The sequence below is a fragment of the Mesorhizobium sp. WSM3626 genome (assembly GCF_000513935.1).
GTDB lineage: Bacteria > Pseudomonadota > Alphaproteobacteria > Rhizobiales > Rhizobiaceae > Mesorhizobium > Mesorhizobium salmacidum.
The window spans coordinates 149,369-173,337 of the sequence record NZ_AZUY01000009.1; the positions used below are offsets into that span (position 1 = coordinate 149,369).

A 23,969-nucleotide genomic window follows, 5' to 3' on the forward strand; every position below is an offset into this window, starting at 1 on the left:
ACTATCTCAGGCAGGCATGACCACTTCAAGACTCAAAAGCGAGCGGATCGCGAACCCGAATAGGCGCACCTGGCTCAAGACAGCCGGCCTCGCGGCATTGCTCGGGCTTGCCGCCTGCAGCACCGTCTCGCTGCCGACCGGGCAAGGCGCCGGGGTTTCCTCCTCGGCAACCGGCACGCTGGCGAGCCTGCGTGTCACGGCTGGGCTCGGACCGCTGGTCCCCGATACACAGCTGGAGCAAGCAGCACTGCAGCAGGCCGGCTACATGGCGCGGCGTGAAAACATGAGCCACACGACCGGCTGGGGCAAGGATTTCGCCTCGCGCATGAAGGACAATGGCGTACACGGTGCGGCGGCCGAGAACATCGCGGCCGGCCGCTTCGACCAACAGAAGCTGTTCGATATCTGGATGCATTCGCAGGGACACCGGCGCAACATGCTCGATCCGGACTTCAGCCGCTTCGGGCTTGCCTATGTCCGTGACGGCCGCGACCCCAACCTGCGCTACTGGTCGCTGGTGCTCGGGAAATAAGGGCTCCAGCCTATTTCGTCGTCGCCTTGAATTTCGCCATCAGGTAGGGACCGGAGCGCACCGGGCCGTATTTCGGCGGCTCGCCGTCTGCAAGGCAGGCATCCAGCACCTTGATCTCGGCATCCCAGTTCGGCTGGTGGAAGAAGGCCATGGACTGGCGCCTGTCCCGGCCGCCCGCTGCTGGATTGACGACACGATGCACGGTGGACACCCAGCGGTCATTGGTCCATCGCGCCATCAGGTCGCCGATGTTGATGACGAAGGCTCCCGCGATCGGCGGCACCTCCGTCCATTCTCCGTCCGGCGTGACGATCTGAAGGCCGCGCGACCCGGCCTGCGGCAGCAGAATGGTCAGGCTGCCATAGTCCGTGTGGGCGCCGGCTCGGATCTGGCCGGGCTTCGGCGCGACATGCTGTTCGGGATAATTGAGCGCCCTCAGCGCGCTGATCGGCGCATCGAGATAAGTGTCGAAATAAGTCTCCGGCAAGCCGAGCGCAGTGGCGAAGACGCGCATGATGCGCAGCGCCAAATCCTCCAGTGCGGCGTAGTAGGCTTTCCAGGCATGGATGAAACCGTCCGGTGCTTCAGGCCAGATCGTCTCGGCATAGCAGAAGGCGAGTGCCTCGGGATCAGACATGCCCGGTGGCACACTGAGCGGTCCGCCGTTGAAGCTCTCCTTGAGGTCCGGCGGCGTGTCGACGTTACGGGACTTGGCCAGCGCTTCGAGTTCGGGGCCGAGATAGCCGTAGGGATAGCCCTTATAGGGCGCCTTGGAGCGCTGCTTCTGTTCCGGCGGCAGGTCGAAGAAGGCGCGGGCCTTCGACCAGGCGGCGTCGATCACCGCCTGCGAAATGCCGTGGTTCTTGACCGCCAGGAAACCCGTACCGCGGCAGATGCGATCGACCTCGGCGCCGCGCGCGGCCTTCTCCTCAGGGCTCGCTTTCTCGAATTGCCCGAGATCGAATACCGGAAATGTCGGGTTCTGCATCGTCTTTGCACTCGTCCGTCAACTTGCGAAACGATGCCGGCTTGCCCGGCAACCGGCTAGGACCAACCGATGCGGCAGTGTAGTCCATATCGACAGCAGGCCTGCCGTCGGCCTAGTCCATATGGGCGGCAGGCGCGCCGCCGCCGGCCGGCGCCGTCTTCGGCTTGCGCAGCAGGAAGACGAACGGGATGGCGACCAGGGTCATCACCATCAGGATTTTGAAGTCGTTGACGTAGGAGATCATCATCGCCTGGAGATTGACCATGCGGTCGACCTGCGACAGCGCCGTCGGATCGCCGCCGGCGGCGGCCGGCGAGACCGCCCAGAGATTGGGATTGAACGGGTTGATGAAGGCTGAGAGCTCGGCATGATTGACCTGCGTGTTGCGCACCAGCAGCACCGTCACGACCGACACACCGATCGACGAGCCAAGGTTGCGCACCAAGCTGAACAACGAGGTTGCATCGGTGCGGTAACGGGCGTCGAGCGTGGCGAAGGCAACCGTCGACAGCGGCACGAACACCATTCCCATGCCCAGGCCCTGGATCACGCCGGAGCTGATGATCAGCCAGTTATCCATCTGCGGCGAGAAACTGGCCATGGTGTAGAGCGAATGCGCGGTCAGGAGGAAACCGATGACGACGAGGATCCTGGCATCGATCTTGCCCATGATGCGCCCGACGACGAGCATGGAAATCATGGTGCCGACGCCGCGCGGCCCGATGACGATGCCGATGGTGACTGTCGGATAGCCGAAGATTGTCGACAGCATCGGCGGCAGCAGCGACATCGAGGCCAGGATCAGCACGCCCATGACGAAGATGAACGCCAGCCCCGTGACGAAATTGCGATCGAGGAAAATCTTCGGATCGATGAAGGGATGTTCCGACGTCACGGTGTGAATGATGAACACCCAGAAGCCGGTGATCGAAAGGCCAAGCTCGATCCAGATCTCGACCGAGGAAAACCAGTCGACCTCGCCACCGCGATCGAGCATCAGCTGCAGGGCGCCAACGCCGAGCGATATCATGGCAAAGCCGAAGAAATCGAAGCTGCGCACCCGCCGGGCAACGGCCGGCAGATAGGCGGCCATGCCAAGAAAGGCGAGGATGCCGACCGGCAGGTTGATGAAGAACACCCAGCGCCAGTTGAAATTCTCGGTCAGCCAGCCGCCAAGCGTGGGGCCGAGGATCGGTCCCAGCATGATGCCGGCGCCCCATATGGCCATCGCCTGGCCATGGCGTTCCTTGGGATTGATGTCGAGCAGGAAAGTCTGCGACAGCGGCACGATCGCGGCGCCGAACACACCTTGCATCAGCCGGAAAAGCACGATCGTTTCCAGGCTCCACGCCAGGCCGCACAACATCGAGAAGATGGTGAAGCCGACCACCGCCGTCAGGAACAGTTCCTTGCGGCCGAAACGGTCGGCGAGCCAGCCGGTGACGGGCGTCATGATGGCGGCGGCGACGATGTAGGAGGTCAGCACCCAGTTGATGTTGTCGGGCGAGGCGCCGAGGTCGCCGGTCATGGTCGGCAGCGCGACGTTGGCGATCGTGGTGTCGAGCGCCTGCATGATCGTCGCCAGCATGAGCGCGACGGTGATCAAGCCACGATGCGGCACTTCTTTGAATGGTTCGGACGTGCTCATGGCGTAGAACTTCCAGAAGGTACTGAAACATGTACAACGGGTTTCCGGGCGGCAAAGCCTGCCGTTGAGAGGCCTTCATCGCGGTGGGACGCGATTATCGATGTGGGGGTTACATCGACTGAAAGTCTCTGATGAGCGGATGCATGCCGCCCGGAAACCTGAGGACCGACGGGTCCGTGTCGAAGATTTCAGCTTCGGCTTGGCCGCGACGCGGCTCTGCCCAAACGCTGATCCTTCCCACCCCTCCCATCAGTCCAATCCTGCAACTCGCTCCCACCCGCCTGGTCCCCGCGGGCTTCCGCTGACTTACTGCGCGGGCTCGCCGGCCGTGGCGTGACCGAAGATCGACGGCCAGCCACGTGCCACGCCGGTGTCGACGGTGACGGAGGCGCTCATGCCGGTACGCAGCGCCATCTTGGCATCGGGATCGGTCAGTTCCAGGCGTACCGGAATACGCTGGGTGACCTTGACCCAGTTGCCCGTGGCGTTCTGGGCCGGCAGCAGCGAGAAGTCCGCGCCGGTGCCGGCACCGATGGCCTTGACGGTCGCCTCGAAGGTCCTGCCCGGATAGGTATCGACCACGATCTCCGCCTTCTGACCCGGCTTCATGTTGGTCAGTTGGGTTTCCTTGAAATTGGCGTCGATCCAGCTGTCGCCGGTCTCGACCAGCGCAAACAACGGTGTGCCGGAGCCGACATACTGGCCGACCTTGAAGGACGCGGCTTGATAGACAAGACCATCGGCAGGCGCCTTCACCGTGGTCTGCGCCAGGTCATAGGCAGCCTTGTCGCGCGCGGCGAGTGCCGACATCACGGTCGGATGCTTGTCTGTCTCAATGTCGGGATTGCCGCCAAGCGCCGCCTTGGCGCTGACGATACCCTGTTCGGCAACGGCAAGCTGCTGCTTGGCCTTGTCGAGATCATTCCTGGCTTCGTCCAGCGAAGACTTGGCGTTGATCCCTTTCTGGGCAAGATCGGCGGCGCGGTCATATTGCGACTGCGCATAGGCAACTTCGCTGCTGGCGGATTTCTCCTGCGCCATCGCCTGGCCGTAGGCGGCGCGCAACTGCTCGACATTGAGGCGCGCGGCAGCCACAGCGGCATCGGCCTGGGCAAGCGCGATGCGGTAGGGCTCGGGGTCGATGGCGAACAGGAGATCGCCCTGCTTCACCGTCTGATTGTCCGATATGGCGACCTGGACGATACGACCAGCCGTGTCGGAGGCGATCGACACCTTGGCCTGCTGCAGATTGGCGTTTTCCGTTTCCTGGTAGCGCCCGCCCGTCACCCAGACATAGCCGCCGCCGACGATCAATGCCGCCGGCAAGGCGAACATCAAGAAGAAGCGACCAATGCGGCGCTTCTTCTTCGGCGCCGGCGCCGGCTGCACGAGAGGAGCGACCGCGACAGGGGCGGCAGCCGGCTGGGCCGGCGCTTCCATCTCCACCTTGGGAGCGTTTTCTTCTACTTTAGCTACCGCGTTCATGCTGTCGCACCTTCCGCACTCTTGATCTTTTCAAGCGACGAAGCTTCGCTGTCCGTCAGATTTTGTACCATTACATCCAGCGCCCGGATCAGGACGCGCCGGTCTTCCGGGGAAACGCCGCTGAGCGATTCCTCATAGACTTCGCCAGCAAGGCTCTTGACGTCCGCATAGGCCGCGTTCGCCTTCTCGGTTGGGAAGATCATGCGCACGCGCCGGTCCGCCGCGTCGGAGCGGCGTTCGATCCAGCCGCCCTCCTCCATCCGGTCGACCAGGCGTGAGACGCTGATCGGCTCGATTTCGAGCAGTTCGGCGAGCCGCGCCTGTGCAACGCCCGCCTCCTTGGCAACGCGGACCAGAAGCCGCCATTGCGCCGAAGAGAGGCCGAGCCCGCTGGCGCGCGCCTCAAAGCGCTTGCGCATCAGGCGCTGCACGTCGTGGATCAAAAATCCCAATCTGTCGATGCCATCTGAAACCATGAGCGATATATATAATAAGCGTGCTTACTATTCAAGATGCCAGATCGCGATGAAGGTGGCAAAATGCGCATGGCAGGCTTGCAACCCGATCCTGGTTAGCGAGAGGTGAACGCGTGCCCGTGCGCAACAACGCCCGGAAGGCAACAAGGCGCCGTCTTCAAAGGCGGTTTCGGACAATCATGGTGACGACGAAGAATGCGCCGAGCGAGCTGGTGATGATGCCGATCGGCAGTTCCTGCGGCGGCAGCAGGGTCCGGGCCAGAAGATCGCTTGCCAGCAGGAGCACCGCCCCGAACAGCGCGCAGCTTGCGATCAGGCGCAGATGCAGGGAACCGGCCAGCGGCCGCGACAGATGTGGGATCATCAATCCGACAAAGCCGATGACACCGGCGACCGAGACGAGGATTGCCGTCGAGAAGGCGGCCACAAGAAATGTCGTCCTGCGCATGCGGGCCACCGGCACGCCGAGGCTTTCGGCAGCGCTTTCGCCGGCCAGGAAAGCGTCCAGCTTGCGGTGGTTCCACAGCCCGTAGGCCGCGATCGTGCCAGCACCCACCGCACCCAGCCACACATTGTCCCAGCGCGCCAGCCCGAGCCCGCCCATGGTCCAGAACAGCACCGAATGGGCCGCGCGCTGGTCGCCGGCAAAAACCAGCTAATTGGTCAAGGCCGTGAACATGAAGGAGACGGCAAGGCCGGCGAGGATCAGCCGCTCCGGACCTTGCCCCCTCACCCGCGCCACCAGCAAAAGCACGATGGAAGCGGCGAGTATGCCGCCGGTGAACGCAGCCACAGGCAAGGTCCAGATGCCGAAACTGTCGCCGAGGACGGTGATGACGGAAACCGCGCCGGCAGCGGCTCCCGACGACAGGCCGAACAGGAAGGGGTCGGCAAGGTCGTTGCGGGTCACCGTCTGCAAAAGCGCGCCGACGATGCCCAGCCCGCCGCCGACACAGATCGCCAAGATCGTGCGCGGCAGCCGCAGGTCGACGACGATCCTGCCGACCGGACCCGATATCTGAGGTTCATCCAGCCCGATGGAACGGCCAAGGGCGGCGACGACATCGGCTAGAGGTATCAGCGTCGAACCGTAGGCGATCGACAGCAGCGCCAGCGCGACGAGCGCCACCGCGCCCGCCGTCATGGCCAGCGTGAAGCCCTTGTGCCCTGAAAGCGCGCCGGATTTGTGCTCCCGGGCGAGAGCCATCAGAACGCTTCCGGATGCATCGCCCTGGCGATCTTGCCGATGGCGTCGATGTTCGCCGGTCCTGGCGTCAGCTCGGCGTAGCGAAGCGCCACGAAACGCTCGTTCCTGACCGCGTCCGTCTCTTTCATCGCCGGGTGCGCCTTCAGGAAATCGAGCAGTTTCCTGTAACCGCCGCCGTCCTGATAATCGAGCAGGATGAGGAATTGCGGATTGCGCGCCGCCACCGTCTCCCAGTCCGTGTTGCCCCAGCTCTTATCCATGTCGGCCATGATGTTGTCGCCGCCGGCTGCCGATATCATGGCGCTGGGGATGGCGAACTTTCCCGCGGTGAACGGCTTGTCCTCGCCGGAATCGTAAAGGAACACGCGTGTTCCCTTGGCGCTGCCGACCCTGGCGATGATATCGGCGAGTTGCGCCTTCCAGCCGGAGACAAGCTTCTCCGCTTCTGCTTCCTTGCCGAAGATCTTGCCCAGCTTTTCGATGTCGCCATAGAGCAGGTCCATGGAGGCGGCCGGGCGGCTCCTGTCGAGATGGACGCAGCTTTCGGTCAGCACCAGCGTCTTGATGCCGTGCGGAGCGAGCGTGTCGGGGGTCACGTCGCCGCCAGGCTTCATGCCGTAGTACCAGCCGGCGAAGAAGAAGTCGGGCTCGACGGCGAGGAGATTCTCCAGCGTCGGATATTTCGGTGCCAGTTCGGGAATGGAACCCTGCTCTGCCTTGAAGTCGGGGCCGACTTTATACCATCCGGTGATACCGGTCAGGCCGACAATCGATGGCTGCAGCTTCAGCGCGAAGACCATCTCGGCCATGTTGAGATCATGGATGACGGCGCGCTTTGGCGGCGCGTCGAAGGTCAGCGGCTTGCCGCAGCTGTCGACGGTCACGGGGAAGGCAAAGGCCGTCGAGGCCAGCAACGAGAAGACGATGGACAGGGCGAGGCGTTTCACGGACTTTGCTCCTTGGTTGAACCGTGCCGGATAAGGATGGATTTGGTCAGGACGGCGGTGCGGCGCGGTTCGGAAGCTCGAACACCGTCAGTTCGCGGTCCTCGGTGGGATGGCGCAGGCGAAACACGTCGATGCCGAAAATCTCGCGGATAAGCTGTTGCGTCAGCGCCTCGTGCGGCGGCGCCAGCGCATGCAGCCGGGCCTCGTTCATCGCCGCCACTTTGGTGGCGAAGGGTGCCACCAGCGTCAGATCGTGCAGCACCGCGATCACGGTCATGCCGAAGCCGGCCACCAGTTCGAGCAGTTCCGCGCGGGCGCGCGGATCGAGGTGGTTGGTCGGCTCGTCGAGGAACAGGATTTTGGGCTTCTGCGCGACGGCGCGTGCAAGCTGGGCGCGTTGGCGTTCGCCACCAGACAGCGAGCCGATAGTCCGGCCGAGCAGCGGCAACAGGCCGGTCCGCCGCAGCGCATCCACGACAATGTCGCGTTCCTCGCCGCGGCGCCTCAGGCCGGCATGCGGGACGCGGCCAAGCTCGACATAATCGATCACCGCCAGCCGTGGGTCCGGCTGGTCTGTCTGGCCCACGACGGCTATATGCAGGGCCCGCTCGGCGGGTGAAATCCTGTCCAGGCGTCGCCCGCCAAGCTTCACCTCCCCCGAGCTTGGCCTGAGCATGCCGGACAACATGCGCAGCAGCGTGGTCTTGCCGGCGCCGTTGGGGCCAATGATGGCGAGGCGGTCGCCTGACGTCACCGACAGGCTGACCGCATGGACCAGATGCCGGCCATTCGCCACCGCGCCCAAGTCGCGCGCATCGAGAAGTGGCGCTGTCACCGATTGCCATCCACCAGCTTGCCGGGTCTCGGGATGCGAGCCAGCGTCTTGCCGGCCAGGCGCGGCGGCCGTTGTCCGGAATTGCACCAGCCGTCGGGAAGCGAGGCGTAAAGCCTGGCAAACCGCACGAGATCGGCAGCGTCGGCCTGCGCATCGACCGACCCGAAGAGATAGGCGGCCTTGCCAGGCGCCTGGAAAGCCACCACCAGGGGACGCGCGCAACCCGCCATGCAAGCCACGCTCTCGACCGTGAAACCAAGCGCCACGTCAGGCTGGGCCGAGAGGCGGGAGCGCAACTCGGTGCACAAACCTTCGCCCGACCTGACGCCGGTCGGCACGTCGCGGCAAAGGGTGCACACGATGATCTGGTGCATGGGCCCGGGGTGAATACGATCGATTGCGCCGTCCAACTTCCCGTCACTTTCAAACTGGCGACGGAAGGATGTTGGTCGACCGGCCGACAAGACCGATGTCCACGTTTCCTCCCGGCACACCCCGTCCGGTCAACTCGGTGATGGCAGGTCTCCTGGCTCACGGGTCTGTGCGCAATCCTGCCTTCCCAGCCTTGCCGGCCAGTGGCGTTCCGGATCTTGCTCGCCGCTTACAGTTGCGGGGGCAGCCGCGGCCTCGACCCAAAATCGGATCTCCCGCGTTCCCTTTTCACCCCTCGCCTTTCGGCTCGGGGACCATCACGAGTCGCAGCCTAGGCCGCGCGCGGTGGCGAGGCAAGGCAGTTTGTTTGTTTTGTTATAACAGAACCAACAAATGGTCAATCGCTGTCGCGGGCGATCAGTTCCAGCGGCCAGACCTCCCTGATGGTCTCTGGCCCGGCGGCCCCCGCAAAAGCCGGCAGCGACGCCAGCAGCATTTCGGCGAGCCGCCGTCCCATCGGCTGCAGCGCCGGGCGGAAAGCAGTCAGCGCCGGCGAGAAGTAGCGGCAGAGCGGCGTATCGACGATGACGGTCACCGCCATGTCGTGACCCGGCTTGATGCCCATCTCGGCCAGCGCCTTGCAGCCCCCAAGCGCCATTGCGTCATTGTTGAAGATGATGGCGGTCGGCGGGTCCTTGCGCCGCATCACCTGCGGTGTCACTTCGTAGCCACCGGCCTCGTTGATGAAGCCGCCGGCAATCAGGCCGGGATCGACGGCGATGCCATGCCGGCGCAAGGCCTTGCGGTAGCCGTCGAGGAACAGATAGCCGAAATTCAGATCGAGCGACGGGCGGATGGCGGCGATCCGGCGATGGCCGCGCGCCACCAGCCGATCGACCGCGTCGGCGCCTGCTTTTTCGAAATCGAGATCGAGCGAGGGGTAGGTCTTGCCGCCGGAGCGGCTGCGGCCGAGCGTGGCGAAGGGGAAGCCGGCCTGGGTCAGATAGTCGATGCGCTCGTCCTCGCGCCGCGTCCAAGCCAGCACAACCGCGTCGGCACGGCGGGTCTCGACGACACGCCGCAGGCGCTCCTGCTGATAGTCGCCCGGCGCGCCCATCACCACGATGAGATCCAGCCCGCTTTCGGCGAGCCGGCCCTGCAATCCAGTCAGGAACGGAATGAAGAAAGGCTCGCCGTATTCCTGGTCGCCCGGATGCGGCTGCAGCATGAAGGCGATCGAGTGGGTAGCGCCTTGCCTGAGACTGCGACCGGACTGGTTCGGCGAATAGTTGAGAGCCCGGGCCGCCTCGAGAACGCGCTGGCGCGTGTCGGCATTTACGTCGGCGCGGCCGTTGAGGGCACGCGACACCGTGCCGATCGAAATGTTCAGGTGACGGGCAAGGTCGTGAATGCTGAACGTCAAGTGACTGTTCTCCCCCTTGCTTGGCTAGCACCGGTGGCCGCCCGGGCCAAGGCGCAACGACGATTTTCATGGGCGGCCGATTGACATTCTACGCCTTCGGGTGTGTTCTCGTAAACGTTTACGGAAAAACGTTTACGGTGACGCAGTGAACGCCGGGACGATCGGCCTGGAGGGGCCGAGAGGAGGAGCGCTGGATGATCGACGCCGTTCTGGTCGGCTGCGGAGCGATGAGCAAGGCCTGGCTCGATGCCGCGCGGCAAATCGACGGGCTCGCCATTGTCGGCCTTGTCGATCTCGATGCTGACAGGGCGAAGGCCAGGGCTCGCGAATACGACCTTGGTGGTGCCGTCATCGGCACCAGTCTCGACGCCGTGCTCGACCAGGCCCGACCGCAAGCGGTCTTCGATGTGGTGGTTCCCGCCGCCCGGCGCGACGTTGCGTTTTCCGCCTTTGCCCATCATTGCCATCTGCTGACGGAAAAGCCGCTCGCCGATAGCCCGGAGAATGCCCGCGCCATCGTCGAGGCCGCCCGCCAGACCGGGCGCATCCATGCCGTCGTTCAAAACCGCCGCTATGTCGCCAATGTCAGGCGCATCCGGAGATTTCTGGACTCCGGCGCCATCGGTGCCGCGACCAGCATCCACGCCGACTTTTTCGTCGCACCGCATTTCGGCGGCTTTCGCGAGGAGATGGCCCATGTGCTGCTGCTCGACATGGCGATCCACACATTCGACGCCGCCCGTTACATGGTCAATGGCGAGCCGGCCGGCGTCCATTGCCAGGAATGGGAACCGGCTAATTCCTGGTACCGACAGGGCTCGTCGGCCAGTGCGGTCTTCGATCTCGGCGGCGGCAAGGTTTTCACCTATGCGGGCAGCTGGTGCGCGGCCGGCTTCCGCACCAGTTGGGAGGGCAGCTGGCGCATCGTCGCCGAGCGCGGCAGCCTGATCTGGGACGGCCATGAAGGGTTGAAGGCGGAAGCGGTGGTGCCGGGCCGCGACGGCATGTTCGACAAAATTCAGCCAATCGAGGTGCCGGCGCTCGATCCCGCCGACCGCGTCGACGGCCATCTCGGTATCATCAGGGATTTCATGCGCGCCATCGAGACCGGCACCGAGCCGGAAACGCGCGGCGCCGACAACATCAAGAGCCTGGCCATGGTCTTTGGCGCCATCGAGAGCGCCGAAACCGGACGCCGCGTGATGATCGCAAAGGAAGCACAATGATGCCAAACCCGCTCCTCGACATCAGGATCGGCACCATGGTGCGGGCCAACCTCGACGACCCGGCCGCCTATATCAAGGCAATCCTGCCGCTCGGCTTCGAGAGCATCCAGCCCTTCTTCTGGCAGACACTGGGCGGCAAGGACCTGCCCCGGCTGGCGGGCCAGATCCGCGAGGCGATCGGCGATGCCGATGTCACGGTGTCGTCGCTCGGCGTGTTCGGCAATCCGCTGGAGGGCGGCGATGTCGACCGTGGCGTGCTCCAGGCCTGGGAGACGGTCATCGACAATGCGCATTTGTTCGGCGCCTCGATGGTCTGCGGCTTTACCGGCCGGCTCCGCGGCAAGCCGCTGACAGACAGCCTGCCGCGCTTTCGCGAGGTGTGGGGGCCGCTGGCCAGGCGCGCCGCCGACAAGGGCGTTCGCATCGCCTTCGAGAACTGTGCGATGGACGGCAACTGGGCTGCTGGTGACTGGAACATCGCCCACAATCCGGACGCCTGGGAGCTGATGTTCAACGAGTTGCCTGACGACAATCTCGGCCTCGAATGGGAGCCTTGCCACCAGCTCGTGTATCTGATCGATCCGATGCCGCAGATCCGCAAATGGGCGCCGCGCATCTTCCACGTCCATGGCAAGGACGCGACGGTGCGCTGGGACGTCATTCGCGAGCACGGCGTGTTCGGCCGTCTGCCGTTCGTACAGATGCGCACGCCAGGCTTCGGCGACAGCGACTGGACGCGGGTGATCAGCGAATTGCGGCTGGCCGGCTACAAGGGCGCGATCGACATCGAAGGCTGGCACGACCCGGTCTATCGCGGCGACCTCGAGATCACGGGGCAGGCACGCGCGCTGGAGTATCTCAAGCTATGCCGGGGAGGTGCGAGCTACCTGCCAAATCCGGCGTGAGGACCGGTCGGCGGGAGGAGCCGGCCGCAAGTGGTACTGCCAAAGCAATCGTTCAAAGGCCCCTCGGCTGACGAGGGAAACAATGGGAGGAACGTGCATGAGCATCGCGATCAGAACGACACTTCTGCGGACGACCGTGGTTGCGGCGGCCACGGCGCTTGCCGCCGCAATCTCCACCTTGCCGGCGCAGGCGCTCGACGGCCAATGGTGCAAGGACGTCCACATCCGCTTCTTCGTCGGCGGCGCCGAGGGCGACGCCTTCGGCACCATCGTCTACAATGGCGCCAAGCAGGCCGCGGCCGATCTCGGGCCCAAGGTCGACTACATCTTCTCCCAGTGGGACGCGGAGAAGATGGTACAGCAATTGCGCGAAGCGGTCGCGGTCAAGCCCCAGGGCATCGCCATGATGGGCCATCCGGGCGACGCCGCGATCATGCCGCTCGCCGAAGAGGCGCATAAGGACGGCATCAAGATGATGTACCAGAACGTCCCGGTGCCGAAGGTGACGGCGGCGTTCGGTGGCGGCTATGTCGGCGCGCAGCAGGAACAGCAGGGCCGCGCGCTCGGCGCCGAAGCGTTCAAGCTCGGCAAGCTCAAGGCCGGCGACAAGGCAATCATGATCGGCCCGTTCGAGAACGAGAACCGCGGCGCGCGTGAGCGCGGCACCGTGGCGGCGCTGAAGGAAGCGGGCGTCGAGGTCATCCAGCTGTCCTCGCCGCCAAGCGGCGAATGGGCTTCCGACCCCAACCTCGCCATTCCGGTGATCACGGCGGCGCTTCTCAATCACCCGGATATCAAGGCGGTGGGCTATCCCGGCGGACAGATGCTCGGCAATGTCCCCACCTACATGCAGGCGGCGGGCCGCAAGCCTGGCGATATCTTCAACTTCGGTTTCGACACCAGCCCGCAGATCGTCGAGGGGTTCAAGGGCGGCTGGGTGCAGCTGACGGCCGACCAGCAGCCATTCCTGCAGGGCTATCTGCCGATCCTCAGCCTGTGCCAGCAAGTGGTGCTGGGTCTGGCGCCGATGAACGTTGACACCGGCGCCGGTTTCGTCACGCCCGAAAATTACGAGATCGTCGCAGAACTCGCCAAGCAGGCGCTGCGCTGACCTCCCAAGCCGCCGGCCGGGATCAGGCCCCGGCCGGCGGGACCGCTGGCGAGAAGGCCGGTGCGAGACAATCAAGCGAGGATCCGATGGCAGAACGTCTCATAGAACTGCGCAACATCGCTAAGTCCTACGGCCACGTCTATGCACTTGGCGGGGTCAATCTCAGCGTCGACCGCGGCGAGGTGGTCGGCCTCATCGGCGACAACGGCGCCGGCAAGTCGACGCTGATCAAGATCCTATCCGGCGTGGTCAAGCCGACGAGCGGGGAGATTCTCATCCGCGGCAAGCCGGTGACCGGATGGAATGCGGCACGTTCGCGAGAGGCCGGCATCGAGACGGTGTTCCAGGACCGGGCGCTGGCCGTGCAGCAGACGATCGTGCGCAACATCTTCATGGGCCGTGAACTCACCGGTTTTCTCGGTTGGCTGAAGGTCAGCAAGGAAATCGAGGAGGCGAGTCGGCTGATGCGCGAGATCGGCTTCACCTCGAAAGTATTCACGCCGCACTCGATCGTCGGCCAGCTGTCGGGCGGCGAGCGCCAGGGCGTGGCGATCGCGCGCGCCATCTACAAGCAGGCGGAATTGATCGTCCTCGACGAGCCGACGACGGCGCTGTCGCTGACCGAGACCGCCAAGGTCTTCCACTTCGTGCGCCAGGTGCGGGCGAGCGGCCGCTCGATCCTGTTCATCGGCCATAACATCCACCACGTTTTCGACATCGCCGACCGTTTCGTGGTGCTCGACCGCGGCAAGATGGCGCTGACGGCCGACCGCAGCGAGATCAAGTCGGCCGAAGACCTCATCAACTTCATGGAAGACGTCGCGCATCCGGGCGGGTTGGCCGGACTGCACGACACCGGCGACGCGGAGCAGAGAGCACGATGAGCAAGACCATGGAGCCCGATCTGCACGAGCCGTCGGCCGGCATTTCCCGCCAAGGCAGTTCCCAAAACGAGTGGAAGCACCCGTCCGATCATTGGCTGCGCGGCTTCGTCCTCGACAATCGGGCGTCGCTTGGCACGCTCGCCGTGTTCATCGTCATGATGGCGGTCTTCATGATCGCCAACCCGACGGTCTTCACAACCTGGTATCTCTACAGCGCCGTGCTCACCACGCTTCCCGTGGCGCTGTTCGTGGTCGTGCCGCTGGTCTTCGTCGTCACCTGCGGCGAAATCGACCTGTCGTTTCCCGCGACGATGGGTTTTGCCTCCTGGGTCTTCGCGCTGGTGGTGCAGGCCGGCTACGATCCGTTCCTCGGCATTGCGGCAGCGCTGGTCACCGGCACGCTGCTCGGCTTCCTCGTCGGGTCGCTGGTAGTGTATGGCGGGCTGTCGTCGCTGATCGCCACGCTTGGCATGAATTTCCTGCTGCGCGGACTGATCCAGATCATCAATGAGGGCAGATCGACTTCGCTGACCAGCCTTGCCGACAGCTGGGCCTACAGGATCTTCTCCAGCCAGTTCATGGGCATTCCGGTGCAGATCTTCTGGGCCATCGCCTTCGTCGTGCTGTCGGCGATGCTCTACAACCGCCACCGCTTCGGCGCGCAGGTGAAGGTGGTCGGTGACAATCCCGACAGTGCCCAGCAGATGGGCATCGACGTCAAGCGCGTGCGGGTGAAAGTGTTCGTCTTCGTCGGCATCGGGGCCGCGATCGCCGGCACGTTCTCCGTAATGATCAACTTCACCTGGTGGCCAACCGCCGGCGACGGTTATCTCTTGCCGGTGCTGGCCTCGGTGTTCGTCGGCGGCACGCCTACCTGGGGTGGCATCGGCACCGTGGCCGGCGGCGCGATCGGCGCCGTCACGGTGTCGTTTATCCAAACCGGCGTCGTGGCGGCTGGCCTGAGCGGCTTCTACGTCCAGTTCTTCAACGGGCTGATCATCATCCTTTCGCTGCTTGGCCACAAATGGAACCAGGCGCGCTACCGCTGAACCAATCGGCCATTTGAACCAGGCGGCCCTTCAACGGCAATTTTCGGCCCATCCGAGCCACCAATAGACGACAGGCCGCGCGGATGGGACCGCGCGGTCCGATCGCCCATTTGCGCCATGCGCAATTTCGATCAAACTGGCCGGGCAACGAGGCGCCAGAGTGAGGACGCCACATGCGAGGAACCCATGAACCCGACCGAGAAAGCGCTATGGTTTGTCGAAAGCCATCTGCCGGAAGCTGTTACGCTCGACGACGTCGCCCAAAGCAGCGGCGTGTCGCGCTTTCATGTGACGCGCGCCTTCGGCGCCGCCACTGGCCGCTCTGTCATGGGTTACATGCGCTCGCGCCGGCTGACCGAGGCGGCGCGCAGGCTCGCCGGCGGGGCGCCCGACATCCTGTGCGTCGCGCTCGACGCCGGCTACAACTCGCATGAGGCTTTCACCCGTGCCTTCCGCGACCAGTTCGGCACCACGCCGGAACTGGTGCGCGCGCAAGGTTCGACCAAGACCCTTGATCTCGTGGAGCCTATCCTGATGGACCACACCCTGCTCGCCAGCCTCGAACCACCGCGCTTCGAGACCAGCCGCCCCTTCCTCATCGCCGGCTTCGGCGAGCGCTACAGCTGCGAATCGAGCGCCGGCATTCCGATGCAGTGGCAGCGTTTCAGCCCTTACATCGGCAACATACCCGGCGAAGTCGCCGGCGTTTTCTATGGTGTCTGCCTCAATGGTGACGATGCCGGCAATTTCGACTATGTCGTCGGCGTCGAAGTGCGCGACTTCGCGGATCTGCCGAAGGAATTCTACCGGGTGCGGGTTCCGGCGCGGAAATACGCCGTTTTCACCCATCGCGAGCACATCTCGACCATCCGGCGTACGATCAACACGATCTGGAACAGCTGGCTGCCGGCCTCCGGCCACGAAATCGCCGACGCGCCGGAATTCGAGCGCTATGGGCCCGAATTCGACGCACGCACAGGTAATGGCGGGCTGGAGATCTGGGTGCCGGTCAAGGCATGACGCGCCGCTACAGTTCCAGATCCCAGTTCTGTCCAACCAGATCCTTGCCGAAGGAATGGTGAGGCTCTTCCTCGATCAGCTTGAAACCGGCCGCCTGATAGATGTGCCGGGCCGCGGTCAAAATGTCGTTGGTCCATAGGGTCAGCGTCTTGTATCCCCTGGCGTGGGCAAAGCCGATGCACTCGTCGACCAGGCGCTTGCCGATGCCGAGGCCGCGCGCCGAAGGTTCGACATAGAGCAGCCGCAGCTTGGCCACCTGGTCCGACTTGCGCACGACGAAGACCGAGCCGACGACCTCGCCTTCCCGCTCGGCGATCCAGCCTCGCTCCCATTTCGGATCGAAGGATTTTACGAAATTCGCGAGGATTTCGGCGACCAGCGCCTCATAGGTTTCGTCCCAGCCATAGTCCTGCGCGTAGAGCATCCCTTGCCGGCGGGTGATCCAGCCAATGTCGCCGACCTGCAACGGCCGTAGCAGATACGGGATTTTCGGCTCGCCACTGTCATCCAGCAGACGCTGCACCGTGCGCATGGAATTGACCAGCCGGTCCTGCTCCGACGCGGGCAGCCGATCGAGCAGCGCTGCGACCTGGTCGTGCGAATCCTTGTTCAGCGGTGCGAACGCGTTCCTGCCCGCCGGCGTCAGCGCGATCGACGATTGCCGCGCGTCCGAAACCAGGGTGACCCTGGAGATGAGATGAAGCCGCTCGAACTTCTTCAGCAAACGGCTGACATAGCCGGCGTCGAGGCCAAGATCGCGCCCGAGGTCGGTCGCGGTCAGTCCGTCACGATGCGCCAACTCGTAGAGCACGCGCGCCTCGGTCAGCGAGAAGGCGCTCTTCAGCAGCCCTTCGTCGAGCAGTCCGATCTGACGGGTATAGAAGCGGTTGAAGGCCCGCACCGCATCGATCAGGTCCTTGCTGGGTGCAGCCTTGTCGGGTTGATGGTGGATTGTCATCGAGTCATCTCCTGCTGGCACAGGATCAAACATTTACTTGACTAAGTCAAATATCAGGAGATGGCACGGACACTTACATCATCGGCAGCACCGGCCAGCGGTCGACGATCCTGCCACCGGAAAGCACCGCGATCGGCCCGAGCTGCTGCAGCACGGCTTCGCTCTGCGTCGGTCGCAGGAACGCGTAGTCGCCCGGCCTGACGGCGGCCGCGGCGGGCAAGCCCATGAATTGCTGGTTGGAGGACAGGCCAAGCAGGCCGTTCGTCGTCAGGCCTTCGGGAAACACCGGTTCGGCCATCCATTTGCCGCCATAGAGATAGCAGCCCTTGGGCGAAAACCGGCCGAGCGCCTGGAGCAGACGCGAGACCGCCGGTGGGCCGGGCAGCATTGGCTCGACCACTTTCAGGATCGGCGTCGCGATGAAGGCCGCCGGCCGGAAGCCATCGAGGCCTGGCGTGTCGAAATCGCCGGGCAGCACGAAGGCCGACCCGATCGACACTTCATTGGCAGCGCCGCCATGATGAAGCAGCGCGGTCTTGCTGCCACCGATGTTCAAGATGTGGCGCTGGTTCATACCGAGGCGCGCGATGAAAGCGGCGGCCCGTTGCGAGGCTTGCGCCAACGCCTTGGCCGGCCCGCCGAACAGGGCGGGTATGTGCGGCGCATGCGCCTCATAGGCCATGACGCCTTCGCAGCGCAGCCCTTTGTGGGCCGGCAGCGCCTTAAGCGCCCGCGACAGAGCCTCCGGTTCGGCAAAGCCGCCGCGATGCAGTCCGACATCGATTTCGAAAGCAATGCGCAGCTCGACGCCGAGTTCGTCAGCGAGCGCGCCATACTCAGCCAGTCTCTCCTGTGTGTCGATCAGCCAAGATACTCGCGACCAGACTGCATCGCCTCTGGAAAGCGCCGCCCTTGCCGCGCCAACCGGCATCGGCTTGCCGTACAGCATATCCGCATCCGGAAACGCGCTCAGCACCGCCTCGCTGATCGGCGGATGGAAGGTCATGAAGCGTTGGGTTCCAAGCGCCTTGCCGACATGGGAGAGCAGCGGCAGGCAAGCGAGCGACTTGTCGACCAGCCGTACGGCAAGGCTGGCATCAAGCCTCTCCTTCACCAGGGCGATGTTGCCATCCAGCAGGTCGAGGTCGAGCAGCAGGCAGGGTTGGAAGATGCCCGCCTGCTTCAGCGCATCCGAAAGCGTGGCGAAATAAGCCTTCATTGTCCGATGCCGAACAAGCCGGCCATGTAGGGCGAGACGAAACGGTTCTGGGGATCGATGTCGCGGCGCACCGCCATGGCATCGTCCCAGCGCGGATAGAGCTTTTTCAGGTCGGCCGCTTTCAGGCTGTGCATCTTGCCCCAGTGCGGCCTGCCGCCATATCTGCGGAAGATCGGCTCGGCCGCACGCATGAACGGCAGCGGATCGTTCGCCGCGTCATGGTGGATGGCGATGGAACAGGTGAGCCTTTTGTGAAAAGGCGAGAGCCAGAATTCGTCTGATGCCACCGACCGCACCTCCATCGGGAAATAGACTTCCGGAAAATGCTTCTCGGTCAGTTCGATGATCTCGGCCAGCGCCTTCGGCCCCTCCTCGAAGGGAAGGTGATATTCCATTTCGTTGAACCTGGTCTGCCGGTCGCTGGCATAGACGTTGAGCCAGTCCTGCACATAATCCTCGGCCGGCACCTTGGCGACGGCGCCGAGGATCAGCCGGCGGCGCAGCGCCGGCAGCCAGGCAAGCCCGGTGCGCAAGCGACGCAGCGTGCGCAACGAGCCCTCATCATCGTCGGTCGGGCGCACCGTCGTGGCTTCGGCGCTGAAGTCACTGGCGATGAACTGGGCGTAGCCGGAGAAGGGAATGTAATAGAATTCAGCCGAACGATGCGCGGCCATCATCGTCTCGAAATCGCGCAGCATGTCGACGATCGGCAGCACCCATTTGCGGCGGCGCAGCCGGTAGCTCGCGATGTTGTTCAGCGTCACTTCGCTGAGCACACCGAAGGCACCGAGGGCCACGCCGATGGCATGGATCGTCTCCTGATCCCCTTCCCGCTTGAATTCGCGGACCTTGCCAAGCCCGTCGACGATCTGCACCGTTTCCAGCTGCGTGTGATAGGCACCGAGCGTCGGCCCCGAGCCATGGGTAGCCGTGCCCAGCGCGCCGCCTAGGGCCTGGCGGTCGATGTCGCCCATGTTGGGCAGGCCCTGGCCGATGCCTTGCAGGATGTGCATGAGCGAACCAAGCCGCGTCCCTGCCCGCACGCGCGCCTGATGTTTTTTCGCATCATGCGAGACCAGCCCTTGCAGCTTCTCCAGCGACAGGATGGTGCCTTGCGATTTCACCAGCGGCGTGAAGGAGTGACCGGCGCCGACGACGCGGACCGGGCCGGGTGCGGTGCGAATGAGATCGCAGAGTTCGCCGGGGTCGGCGGGGCTGGCAAGCAGCCGCGGCTCGGCGGTGACAAAGCCCGACCAGTTGCTCCAGCTGTTCGACATGGTGCTCACGCAACAACCCGGCGACGCCGCGCCACGAGGACAAACAGACCGAGCAGCGCCACGCTGGCGACAGCGCTTGCGGCGGCGAATTCCGGAACCGGGCGAAAATCCTTGCCGGCGATGAGCAGCGACGCCGCGACCGGCCCGATCGCCAGGCCGAAAAGCTGGGCGGCCGGTACCAGCAGCACGGCGGTGCGTGTCTCGTCGGCGGTGATCGCCAGCCGGATCTGGTAGGGCACGATGAAGAGCAGGATAAAACCCATGACCAGGGCGGCGACCCAGAATGTCGTGAGGCCAGGTCCGCTGGCAAGCACGAGTGAGGCGACTAGCGCGACGATGCCGATCGCCACGATGGCAACGCGATAATCGATGCGCGCCTCGAACACGGTCGCCGTCATCGCGCCCAGAACCTGCGCCGCGAGGCTGGCCGAGACGATCAGGCCGACGGTGCGGCCATCGATGCCGAATTGGGCGCCGAGCGGCTCCAGAAAGGCCCAGACGGCACCGAAGAACATGAAGTAGCAGAAGACCGACAGGAGCGCGGTGACCGAAGGAACCGTCAGCACATTGGCGAGGTTCTCTTCCTTCGGCAGGTCGGCATAGTCGGCGGGGACAATAAAGGCGACGACGAGCGACAGGACGCAGACGATCGCGAGAACGAGGAAGCCACCCGCCGATCCGGCGGCGGGGATGACATAGAGCGCCAGCAGCAGGGCAAGAGCGCATTGCGCCAGCGTCTGCATGGTGACGAAATAGCCGCCGATGCGTTCGGCGCGCCGCGAACGGGCGATCAGTTCGGTGGCGACCGCGACAAGGCCGCCTTCGGCAAGACCGGCCAGCGCGCGCGCCGCCATCAGCGTGTTGGCCCCGGCGGCATAGGCCGTCCAGACATTCGCCACGGCCAGCAGCAGCAGGAGGACCGCGCTTTTCCAGCGCATATTGCGGGCGGAAAGCAGCATCGCGACGATCGCCGAGCCGATCGCGATGGCGATCATCTCGGCGGTGGCGACCAGTGCCAGTTCGTCGCCGCTGACATGGCCCTCGGTGTAAAGGGCGCCGAGCAGGACGGGCTGCAGGCCGAGAATGAGCAGGCCGACCGACCCGATCCACAAGGCCGAGGCAAGCTGCCCGCCGGTCGGATTGCCAACCAGCCAGTCGGCATCGCCCTGAAGACCGGTGCTTGTCGAAGTCAAAGGCGCCTCCCAACGTCCTTGCCGCGCGGCAGAAAAGCTGACACTCTGTCAGCATTCAGAACCTGATACTTGATCATATTTCTTGTCAATCGGAATTTGGCCCGTGCGAAAGATCGGTGCATGACGGAAGCAAGTCGAACGGCCACCGAGCCCAGGCGCAGGCCCAAGCAGGAGCGCAGCCGCGAGCGCATCGACGCCATCCTGTCGACGACCATGCGGCTGATCGGCGAGAAGGGTATCGACGCCGTCACCATGAAGGAGGTCGGCATGCTGGCGGGCGGGCCGATCGCCACCGTCTATCACTACTTCCCCAACAAGTCGGCGATCCTGGCTATGCTCTATGAGCGGTTTTCCGAGGTCAGCCGGGCGCGCCTGGCGGCGATTATCGCCGATGTCCGTGAAGCGCCTGATGTCCTCGCCGCGGCAGACCGGCTGCTTGACGACTATCTCAGCCGTGTCGCCGGCGATCCGGCCATCCAGGATCTGCAGAACGCCATCCAGGCCGACAAGGCGCTCAAGAATCTCGACATCGCCGAAACCGGGCATCAGGCTAAGATGTTCTGCGACCATGTCATCGCCTTGCTCGAGCCGGAAAAGCACGAGCAGTTCGAACGCATGGTCCTGCTGATCTTCCAGCTCGCCGGCGGCGTCGTGCGCCTGGCGCTTGCGCAGGGCGAAGCGGAAAGCCGGCGCACGATCGAGGATTACCGGTCGATCATCCACACACAGTTGCGGTTGTTTCTCTAACCAATGCCGACCGGAGACTATCTCGCCCGGCGGATGAGGCCTTCGAAACCGTCGGCCAGATCGGCAGCGCCGGCCGCGAACATCTTCACCAGATTTTGGGGACGGCCGGGAGTCTTGTTGGCATCGAGGAGGATGGCCCTGCCTTCATGCATGACGAAATCGAATTTCCCGTAGTCGAAGCCGAGTTCACGCCGCCGCTCGCGCAGTTCGTCGGGAACCGGGACAGGTTCGCGTCGGATCGTTTCCGATGCCTTGACCAGGCAGTTGGGCGAGACGTAGCGGGTGCAGCGTTCGCGCTCTCCGCAAAACACCCAGAAACGAACGGCAAAGCCGTCGCGCTCCCGTTCCGGAATGAACTTTTCCACGACGAGATCATCGCAGTCGAAGACGCCATCTGGAACGTCGCCGAGAGTTCCATGGACTTCATAGGACCGCAGGGCCGGCAGATGCGGAAAAGGCAGCGACTTGCCGGCACGCGCTGATCGCCGATTGAGGAGCGTCTCCGGAATGCCTCGATTGTTGAGGTTGCTCTTGACGATGACGGGGCCTTGCCAGGTGTCGCCCTCGCCTATCAGCGCTCCGCTGATCCGTCGTTTCGATATGTCTCCCGCCCCTACATTGAGGCAGAATGGGAAACTCCTGGCATAAGAGAGATAGTCTGCCGGCATTATCGTTGCATCGACATGCAGAGCCGCGATATCGGCATTGTATGTTTTCGACAGGCCTTGTTGAATCCGCACCGAATGGCCGCGCCTTTTCAGGTTCTCCAGAACATCGAAAAGCAAATAGGGGCTGCCCCTGCGCAACATAAGATTGCGCTTGCCAAGAAACCGGTCATGCTCATGCGTTATGACAGTGACCCGCGCCACGGCTATTCCCCCTTGGCTTCCATGCCCGCTTCTATTAAGCGGCTCTAATCAGGCGATGCCAGACTTTCCTGAGCTCCGACGGGTTTGAATGACGAATCATTGGGACAATTATTATCGGCACTGGAAGCTTCTGGACGCCCCGCTGCGGCCAACTCCGGAAACCGTCGGCATATTCGATCGCGAACTTGATCTCGGGAACGCCGATGTCCTCCTCCTCGGCGTAACCCCCGAACTGGCAATCCTGGGCAGGTCGATGTTGGCGATCGATAAATCGGCAACCATGATTTCCGGCGTATGGGCCGGCGACAGCGTCTCGCGAAGGGCGATGGCCGGCAACTGGCTTGACCTGCCCGTCGAGCGGGCAAGTTTCGACGCCGTCGTCGGCGACGGATGCCTGTCGGCCGTCGATTCCAAAGTCGCGCGCGGTTCGCTGTTCGGCGAAATCGCAAGGGTGCTCAAGCCTGGCAGACATGCGGCGATCCGCGTTTTCGCACGGCCGGAAGCAGCGGATGACCTGTGCGGCATCGAAGCTCTGGTCCTGGCTGGCAGGGTCGAGAATTTCCACGCGCTCAAATGGCGGATCGCAATGGCGTGCACGACCGACGACTGCGACAACACCGTCAGTGTGCAGGCAATCCGTGCGGCATTCGACGAGCTGTTTCCGGATCGGGAAGCCCTTGCCGCACGCACGGGATGGAGCATGGCATCCATCGACACGATCGACGTCTATGCGGGCTCCGAAACGAGGTACAGTTTCGCGACATTGGCCATGCTGGAGGACGAGGCAGGTGCCTGGTTCGACCAGGTGCGTGTCGTGCCAAGCGGCAGCTATCCCCTGGCGGAGCGTTGCCCGCTTCTGGTGCTCGGTTCGGCCAGGCTTCGATAAGTTCATCGCCATCGTGCCAAGAGGCGTCCGCGTGCCTTGACTCTCGCAGGTCGGCGGCCTATTTCAGCGCCACGTTAGCACTCGCCATTGGTGAGTGCTAACCACGTGTCCGGCGCCGCCGGACGGAGGAACTGCTCTCACCGTTCTCATTCGAGGAAGAAAAAATGGCAAAGTCGAAGTTCCGCCCGCTTCATGACCGCGTGGTCGTTCGCCGGGTCGAATCCGAATCCAAGACCGCCGGCGGGATCATCATCCCGGATACGGCAAAGGAAAAGCCGCAGGAAGGCGAGATCATCGCCGTCGGNTCCGGCGCNNGNGACGAAGCTGGCAAGCTGGTNCCGCTGGACGTCAAGGCCGGCGACCGCATNCTGTTCGGCAAGTGGTCGGGCACCGAAGTCAAGCTCAATGGCGAAGACCTTCTGATCATGAAGGAATCCGACATCATGGGCATCATCGGCTGATCATCGGCCCTACCCTCACCTGAATCTCATTTTCGGGCTCGATTGGAGCCCTGCCAGGAGCTAACCATGTCAGCCAAAGACGTAAAATTCTCCCGTGACGCCCGCGAGCGCATGCTGCGCGGCGTCAACATCCTCGCCGACGCGGTGAAGGTCACGCTCGGCCCCAAGGGCCGCAACGTCGTCATCGACAAGTCGTTCGGCGCCCCGCGCATCACCAAGGACGGCGTCACCGTCGCCAAGGAAATCGAACT

Annotated in this window: 24 protein-coding genes, 1 pseudogene and 1 riboswitch; of the genes and pseudogenes, 11 read left to right on the plus strand and 14 right to left on the minus strand. The window is 63.9% G+C overall.

Going from position 1 to position 23,969, the window contains the following annotated elements; all coding sequences use genetic code 11:
* The first annotated feature begins 16 nt into the window (after positions 1-16).
* Complete coding sequence (locus tag M653_RS0109980) at positions 17-532, plus strand: CAP domain-containing protein (protein ID WP_032935160.1); 516 nt, start codon at positions 17-19, stop codon at positions 530-532.
* Between the two features lie 10 nt (positions 533-542).
* On the opposite strand, the gene M653_RS0109985 is transcribed toward M653_RS0109980, so the two are convergent.
* The 9 genes and pseudogenes from M653_RS0109985 to M653_RS0110030 form a co-directional block, all read right to left on the minus strand.
* Positions 543-1,520 carry a 2OG-Fe(II) oxygenase family protein gene (locus M653_RS0109985; RefSeq protein ID WP_027143225.1) on the minus strand — a complete coding sequence of 326 codons (978 nt, stop codon included), beginning with the start codon at positions 1,518-1,520 and terminating at the stop codon, positions 543-545.
* A 112-nt stretch (positions 1,521-1,632) separates the two neighbouring features.
* Complete coding sequence (locus M653_RS0109990) at positions 1,633-3,168, minus strand: DHA2 family efflux MFS transporter permease subunit (RefSeq protein ID WP_027143226.1); 1,536 nt, start codon at positions 3,166-3,168, stop codon at positions 1,633-1,635.
* Positions 3,169-3,474: 306 nt separating this feature from the next.
* A complete protein-coding gene (locus tag M653_RS0110000; protein WP_027143227.1) occupies positions 3,475-4,653 on the minus strand; it encodes an HlyD family secretion protein in 1,179 nt (392 codons plus the stop codon).
* Entirely contained in the window at positions 4,650-5,129 is a 480-nt protein-coding gene (locus tag M653_RS0110005; RefSeq protein ID WP_027143228.1) for a MarR family transcriptional regulator, read from the minus strand. The genes M653_RS0110000 and M653_RS0110005 overlap by 4 nt, the downstream gene beginning before the upstream one ends.
* Before the next feature lie 157 nt (positions 5,130-5,286).
* Positions 5,287-6,336 (minus strand): annotated as a pseudogene (locus tag M653_RS1000000134350) (iron ABC transporter permease).
* On the minus strand, positions 6,336-7,283 hold the full coding sequence (locus M653_RS0110015) for an ABC transporter substrate-binding protein (protein ID WP_027143229.1): 948 nt from the start codon (positions 7,281-7,283) through the stop codon (positions 6,336-6,338). The pseudogene M653_RS1000000134350 and the gene M653_RS0110015 overlap by 1 nt, the downstream one beginning before the upstream one ends.
* Before the next feature lie 46 nt (positions 7,284-7,329).
* Entirely contained in the window at positions 7,330-8,118 is a 789-nt protein-coding gene (locus tag M653_RS0110020) for an ABC transporter ATP-binding protein (RefSeq protein ID WP_027143230.1), read from the minus strand.
* Complete coding sequence (locus tag M653_RS0110025; RefSeq protein WP_032935162.1) at positions 8,115-8,492, minus strand: DUF1636 family protein; 378 nt, start codon at positions 8,490-8,492, stop codon at positions 8,115-8,117. Before M653_RS0110025 ends, M653_RS0110020 begins: the two co-directional genes overlap by 4 nt.
* 124 nt (positions 8,493-8,616) lie before the next feature.
* A riboswitch (cobalamin riboswitch) is annotated at positions 8,617-8,824 on the minus strand.
* A 63-nt stretch (positions 8,825-8,887) separates the two neighbouring features.
* Complete coding sequence (locus M653_RS0110030) at positions 8,888-9,913, minus strand: LacI family DNA-binding transcriptional regulator (RefSeq protein ID WP_027143232.1); 1,026 nt, start codon at positions 9,911-9,913, stop codon at positions 8,888-8,890.
* A gap of 194 nt (positions 9,914-10,107) precedes the next feature.
* On the opposite strand from M653_RS0110030, the gene M653_RS0110035 reads away from it, so the two are divergent.
* The 6 genes from M653_RS0110035 to M653_RS0110060 all read left to right on the plus strand — a co-directional run bounded on the left by M653_RS0110035 (position 10,108) and on the right by M653_RS0110060 (position 16,108).
* Positions 10,108-11,139: a Gfo/Idh/MocA family oxidoreductase gene (locus M653_RS0110035; RefSeq protein WP_027143233.1), complete on the plus strand. Its 1,032-nt coding sequence runs from the start codon at positions 10,108-10,110 to the stop codon at positions 11,137-11,139.
* Positions 11,136-12,044: a sugar phosphate isomerase/epimerase gene (locus tag M653_RS0110040; protein WP_032935164.1), complete on the plus strand. Its 909-nt coding sequence runs from the start codon at positions 11,136-11,138 to the stop codon at positions 12,042-12,044. The genes M653_RS0110035 and M653_RS0110040 overlap by 4 nt, the downstream gene beginning before the upstream one ends.
* Positions 12,045-12,141: 97 nt before the next feature.
* On the plus strand, positions 12,142-13,155 hold the full coding sequence (locus tag M653_RS0110045; RefSeq protein WP_027143235.1) for a substrate-binding domain-containing protein: 1,014 nt from the start codon (positions 12,142-12,144) through the stop codon (positions 13,153-13,155).
* A gap of 86 nt (positions 13,156-13,241) precedes the next feature.
* Positions 13,242-14,039 (plus strand): ATP-binding cassette domain-containing protein, encoded by a 798-nt coding sequence (locus tag M653_RS0110050; protein ID WP_027143236.1) that lies wholly within the window; start codon positions 13,242-13,244, stop codon positions 14,037-14,039.
* Positions 14,036-15,088 carry an ABC transporter permease gene (locus M653_RS0110055; RefSeq protein WP_027143237.1) on the plus strand — a complete coding sequence of 351 codons (1,053 nt, stop codon included), beginning with the start codon at positions 14,036-14,038 and terminating at the stop codon, positions 15,086-15,088. Before M653_RS0110050 ends, M653_RS0110055 begins: the two co-directional genes overlap by 4 nt.
* 186 nt (positions 15,089-15,274) lie before the next feature.
* Entirely contained in the window at positions 15,275-16,108 is an 834-nt protein-coding gene (locus tag M653_RS0110060) for an AraC family transcriptional regulator (protein WP_027143238.1), read from the plus strand.
* A 7-nt stretch (positions 16,109-16,115) separates the two neighbouring features.
* Here M653_RS0110060 and M653_RS0110065 read toward each other — a convergent pair whose 3' ends face one another.
* The 4 genes from M653_RS0110065 to M653_RS0110080 all read right to left on the minus strand — a co-directional run bounded on the left by M653_RS0110065 (position 16,116) and on the right by M653_RS0110080 (position 20,755).
* Complete coding sequence (locus tag M653_RS0110065; RefSeq protein WP_027143239.1) at positions 16,116-17,066, minus strand: helix-turn-helix domain-containing GNAT family N-acetyltransferase; 951 nt, start codon at positions 17,064-17,066, stop codon at positions 16,116-16,118.
* A 73-nt stretch (positions 17,067-17,139) separates the two neighbouring features.
* Positions 17,140-18,285, minus strand: coding sequence for an alanine racemase (locus M653_RS0110070; protein WP_027143240.1), 1,146 nt, complete (start codon positions 18,283-18,285; stop codon positions 17,140-17,142).
* Complete coding sequence (locus M653_RS0110075; protein WP_027143241.1) at positions 18,282-19,562, minus strand: D-arabinono-1,4-lactone oxidase; 1,281 nt, start codon at positions 19,560-19,562, stop codon at positions 18,282-18,284. The genes M653_RS0110070 and M653_RS0110075 overlap by 4 nt, the downstream gene beginning before the upstream one ends.
* Before the next feature lie 5 nt (positions 19,563-19,567).
* A complete protein-coding gene (locus M653_RS0110080) occupies positions 19,568-20,755 on the minus strand; it encodes an MFS transporter (RefSeq protein ID WP_027143242.1) in 1,188 nt (395 codons plus the stop codon).
* A gap of 120 nt (positions 20,756-20,875) precedes the next feature.
* Here M653_RS0110080 and M653_RS0110085 point away from each other — a divergent pair, with 120 nt between their 5' ends.
* Complete coding sequence (locus M653_RS0110085; RefSeq protein ID WP_027143243.1) at positions 20,876-21,502, plus strand: TetR family transcriptional regulator; 627 nt, start codon at positions 20,876-20,878, stop codon at positions 21,500-21,502.
* Positions 21,503-21,519: 17 nt separating this feature from the next.
* On the opposite strand, the gene M653_RS0110090 is transcribed toward M653_RS0110085, so the two are convergent.
* Positions 21,520-22,371, minus strand: a complete 852-nt coding sequence (locus M653_RS0110090) for a hypothetical protein (protein WP_027143244.1) — start codon at positions 22,369-22,371, stop codon at positions 21,520-21,522.
* 88 nt (positions 22,372-22,459) lie between these two features.
* On the opposite strand from M653_RS0110090, the gene M653_RS0110095 reads away from it, so the two are divergent.
* From M653_RS0110095 to M653_RS1000000135435, 3 genes are all read left to right on the plus strand, one after another.
* Positions 22,460-23,257 (plus strand): class I SAM-dependent methyltransferase, encoded by a 798-nt coding sequence (locus M653_RS0110095; RefSeq protein ID WP_027143245.1) that lies wholly within the window; start codon positions 22,460-22,462, stop codon positions 23,255-23,257.
* Between the two features lie 164 nt (positions 23,258-23,421).
* On the plus strand, positions 23,422-23,718 hold the full coding sequence (gene groES, locus M653_RS0110100; protein ID WP_027143246.1) for a co-chaperone GroES: 297 nt from the start codon (positions 23,422-23,424) through the stop codon (positions 23,716-23,718).
* Positions 23,719-23,784: 66 nt separating this feature from the next.
* On the plus strand, positions 23,785-23,969 hold a 185-nt coding region (locus M653_RS1000000135435; protein WP_280940098.1), incomplete at its 3' end, for a TCP-1/cpn60 chaperonin family protein.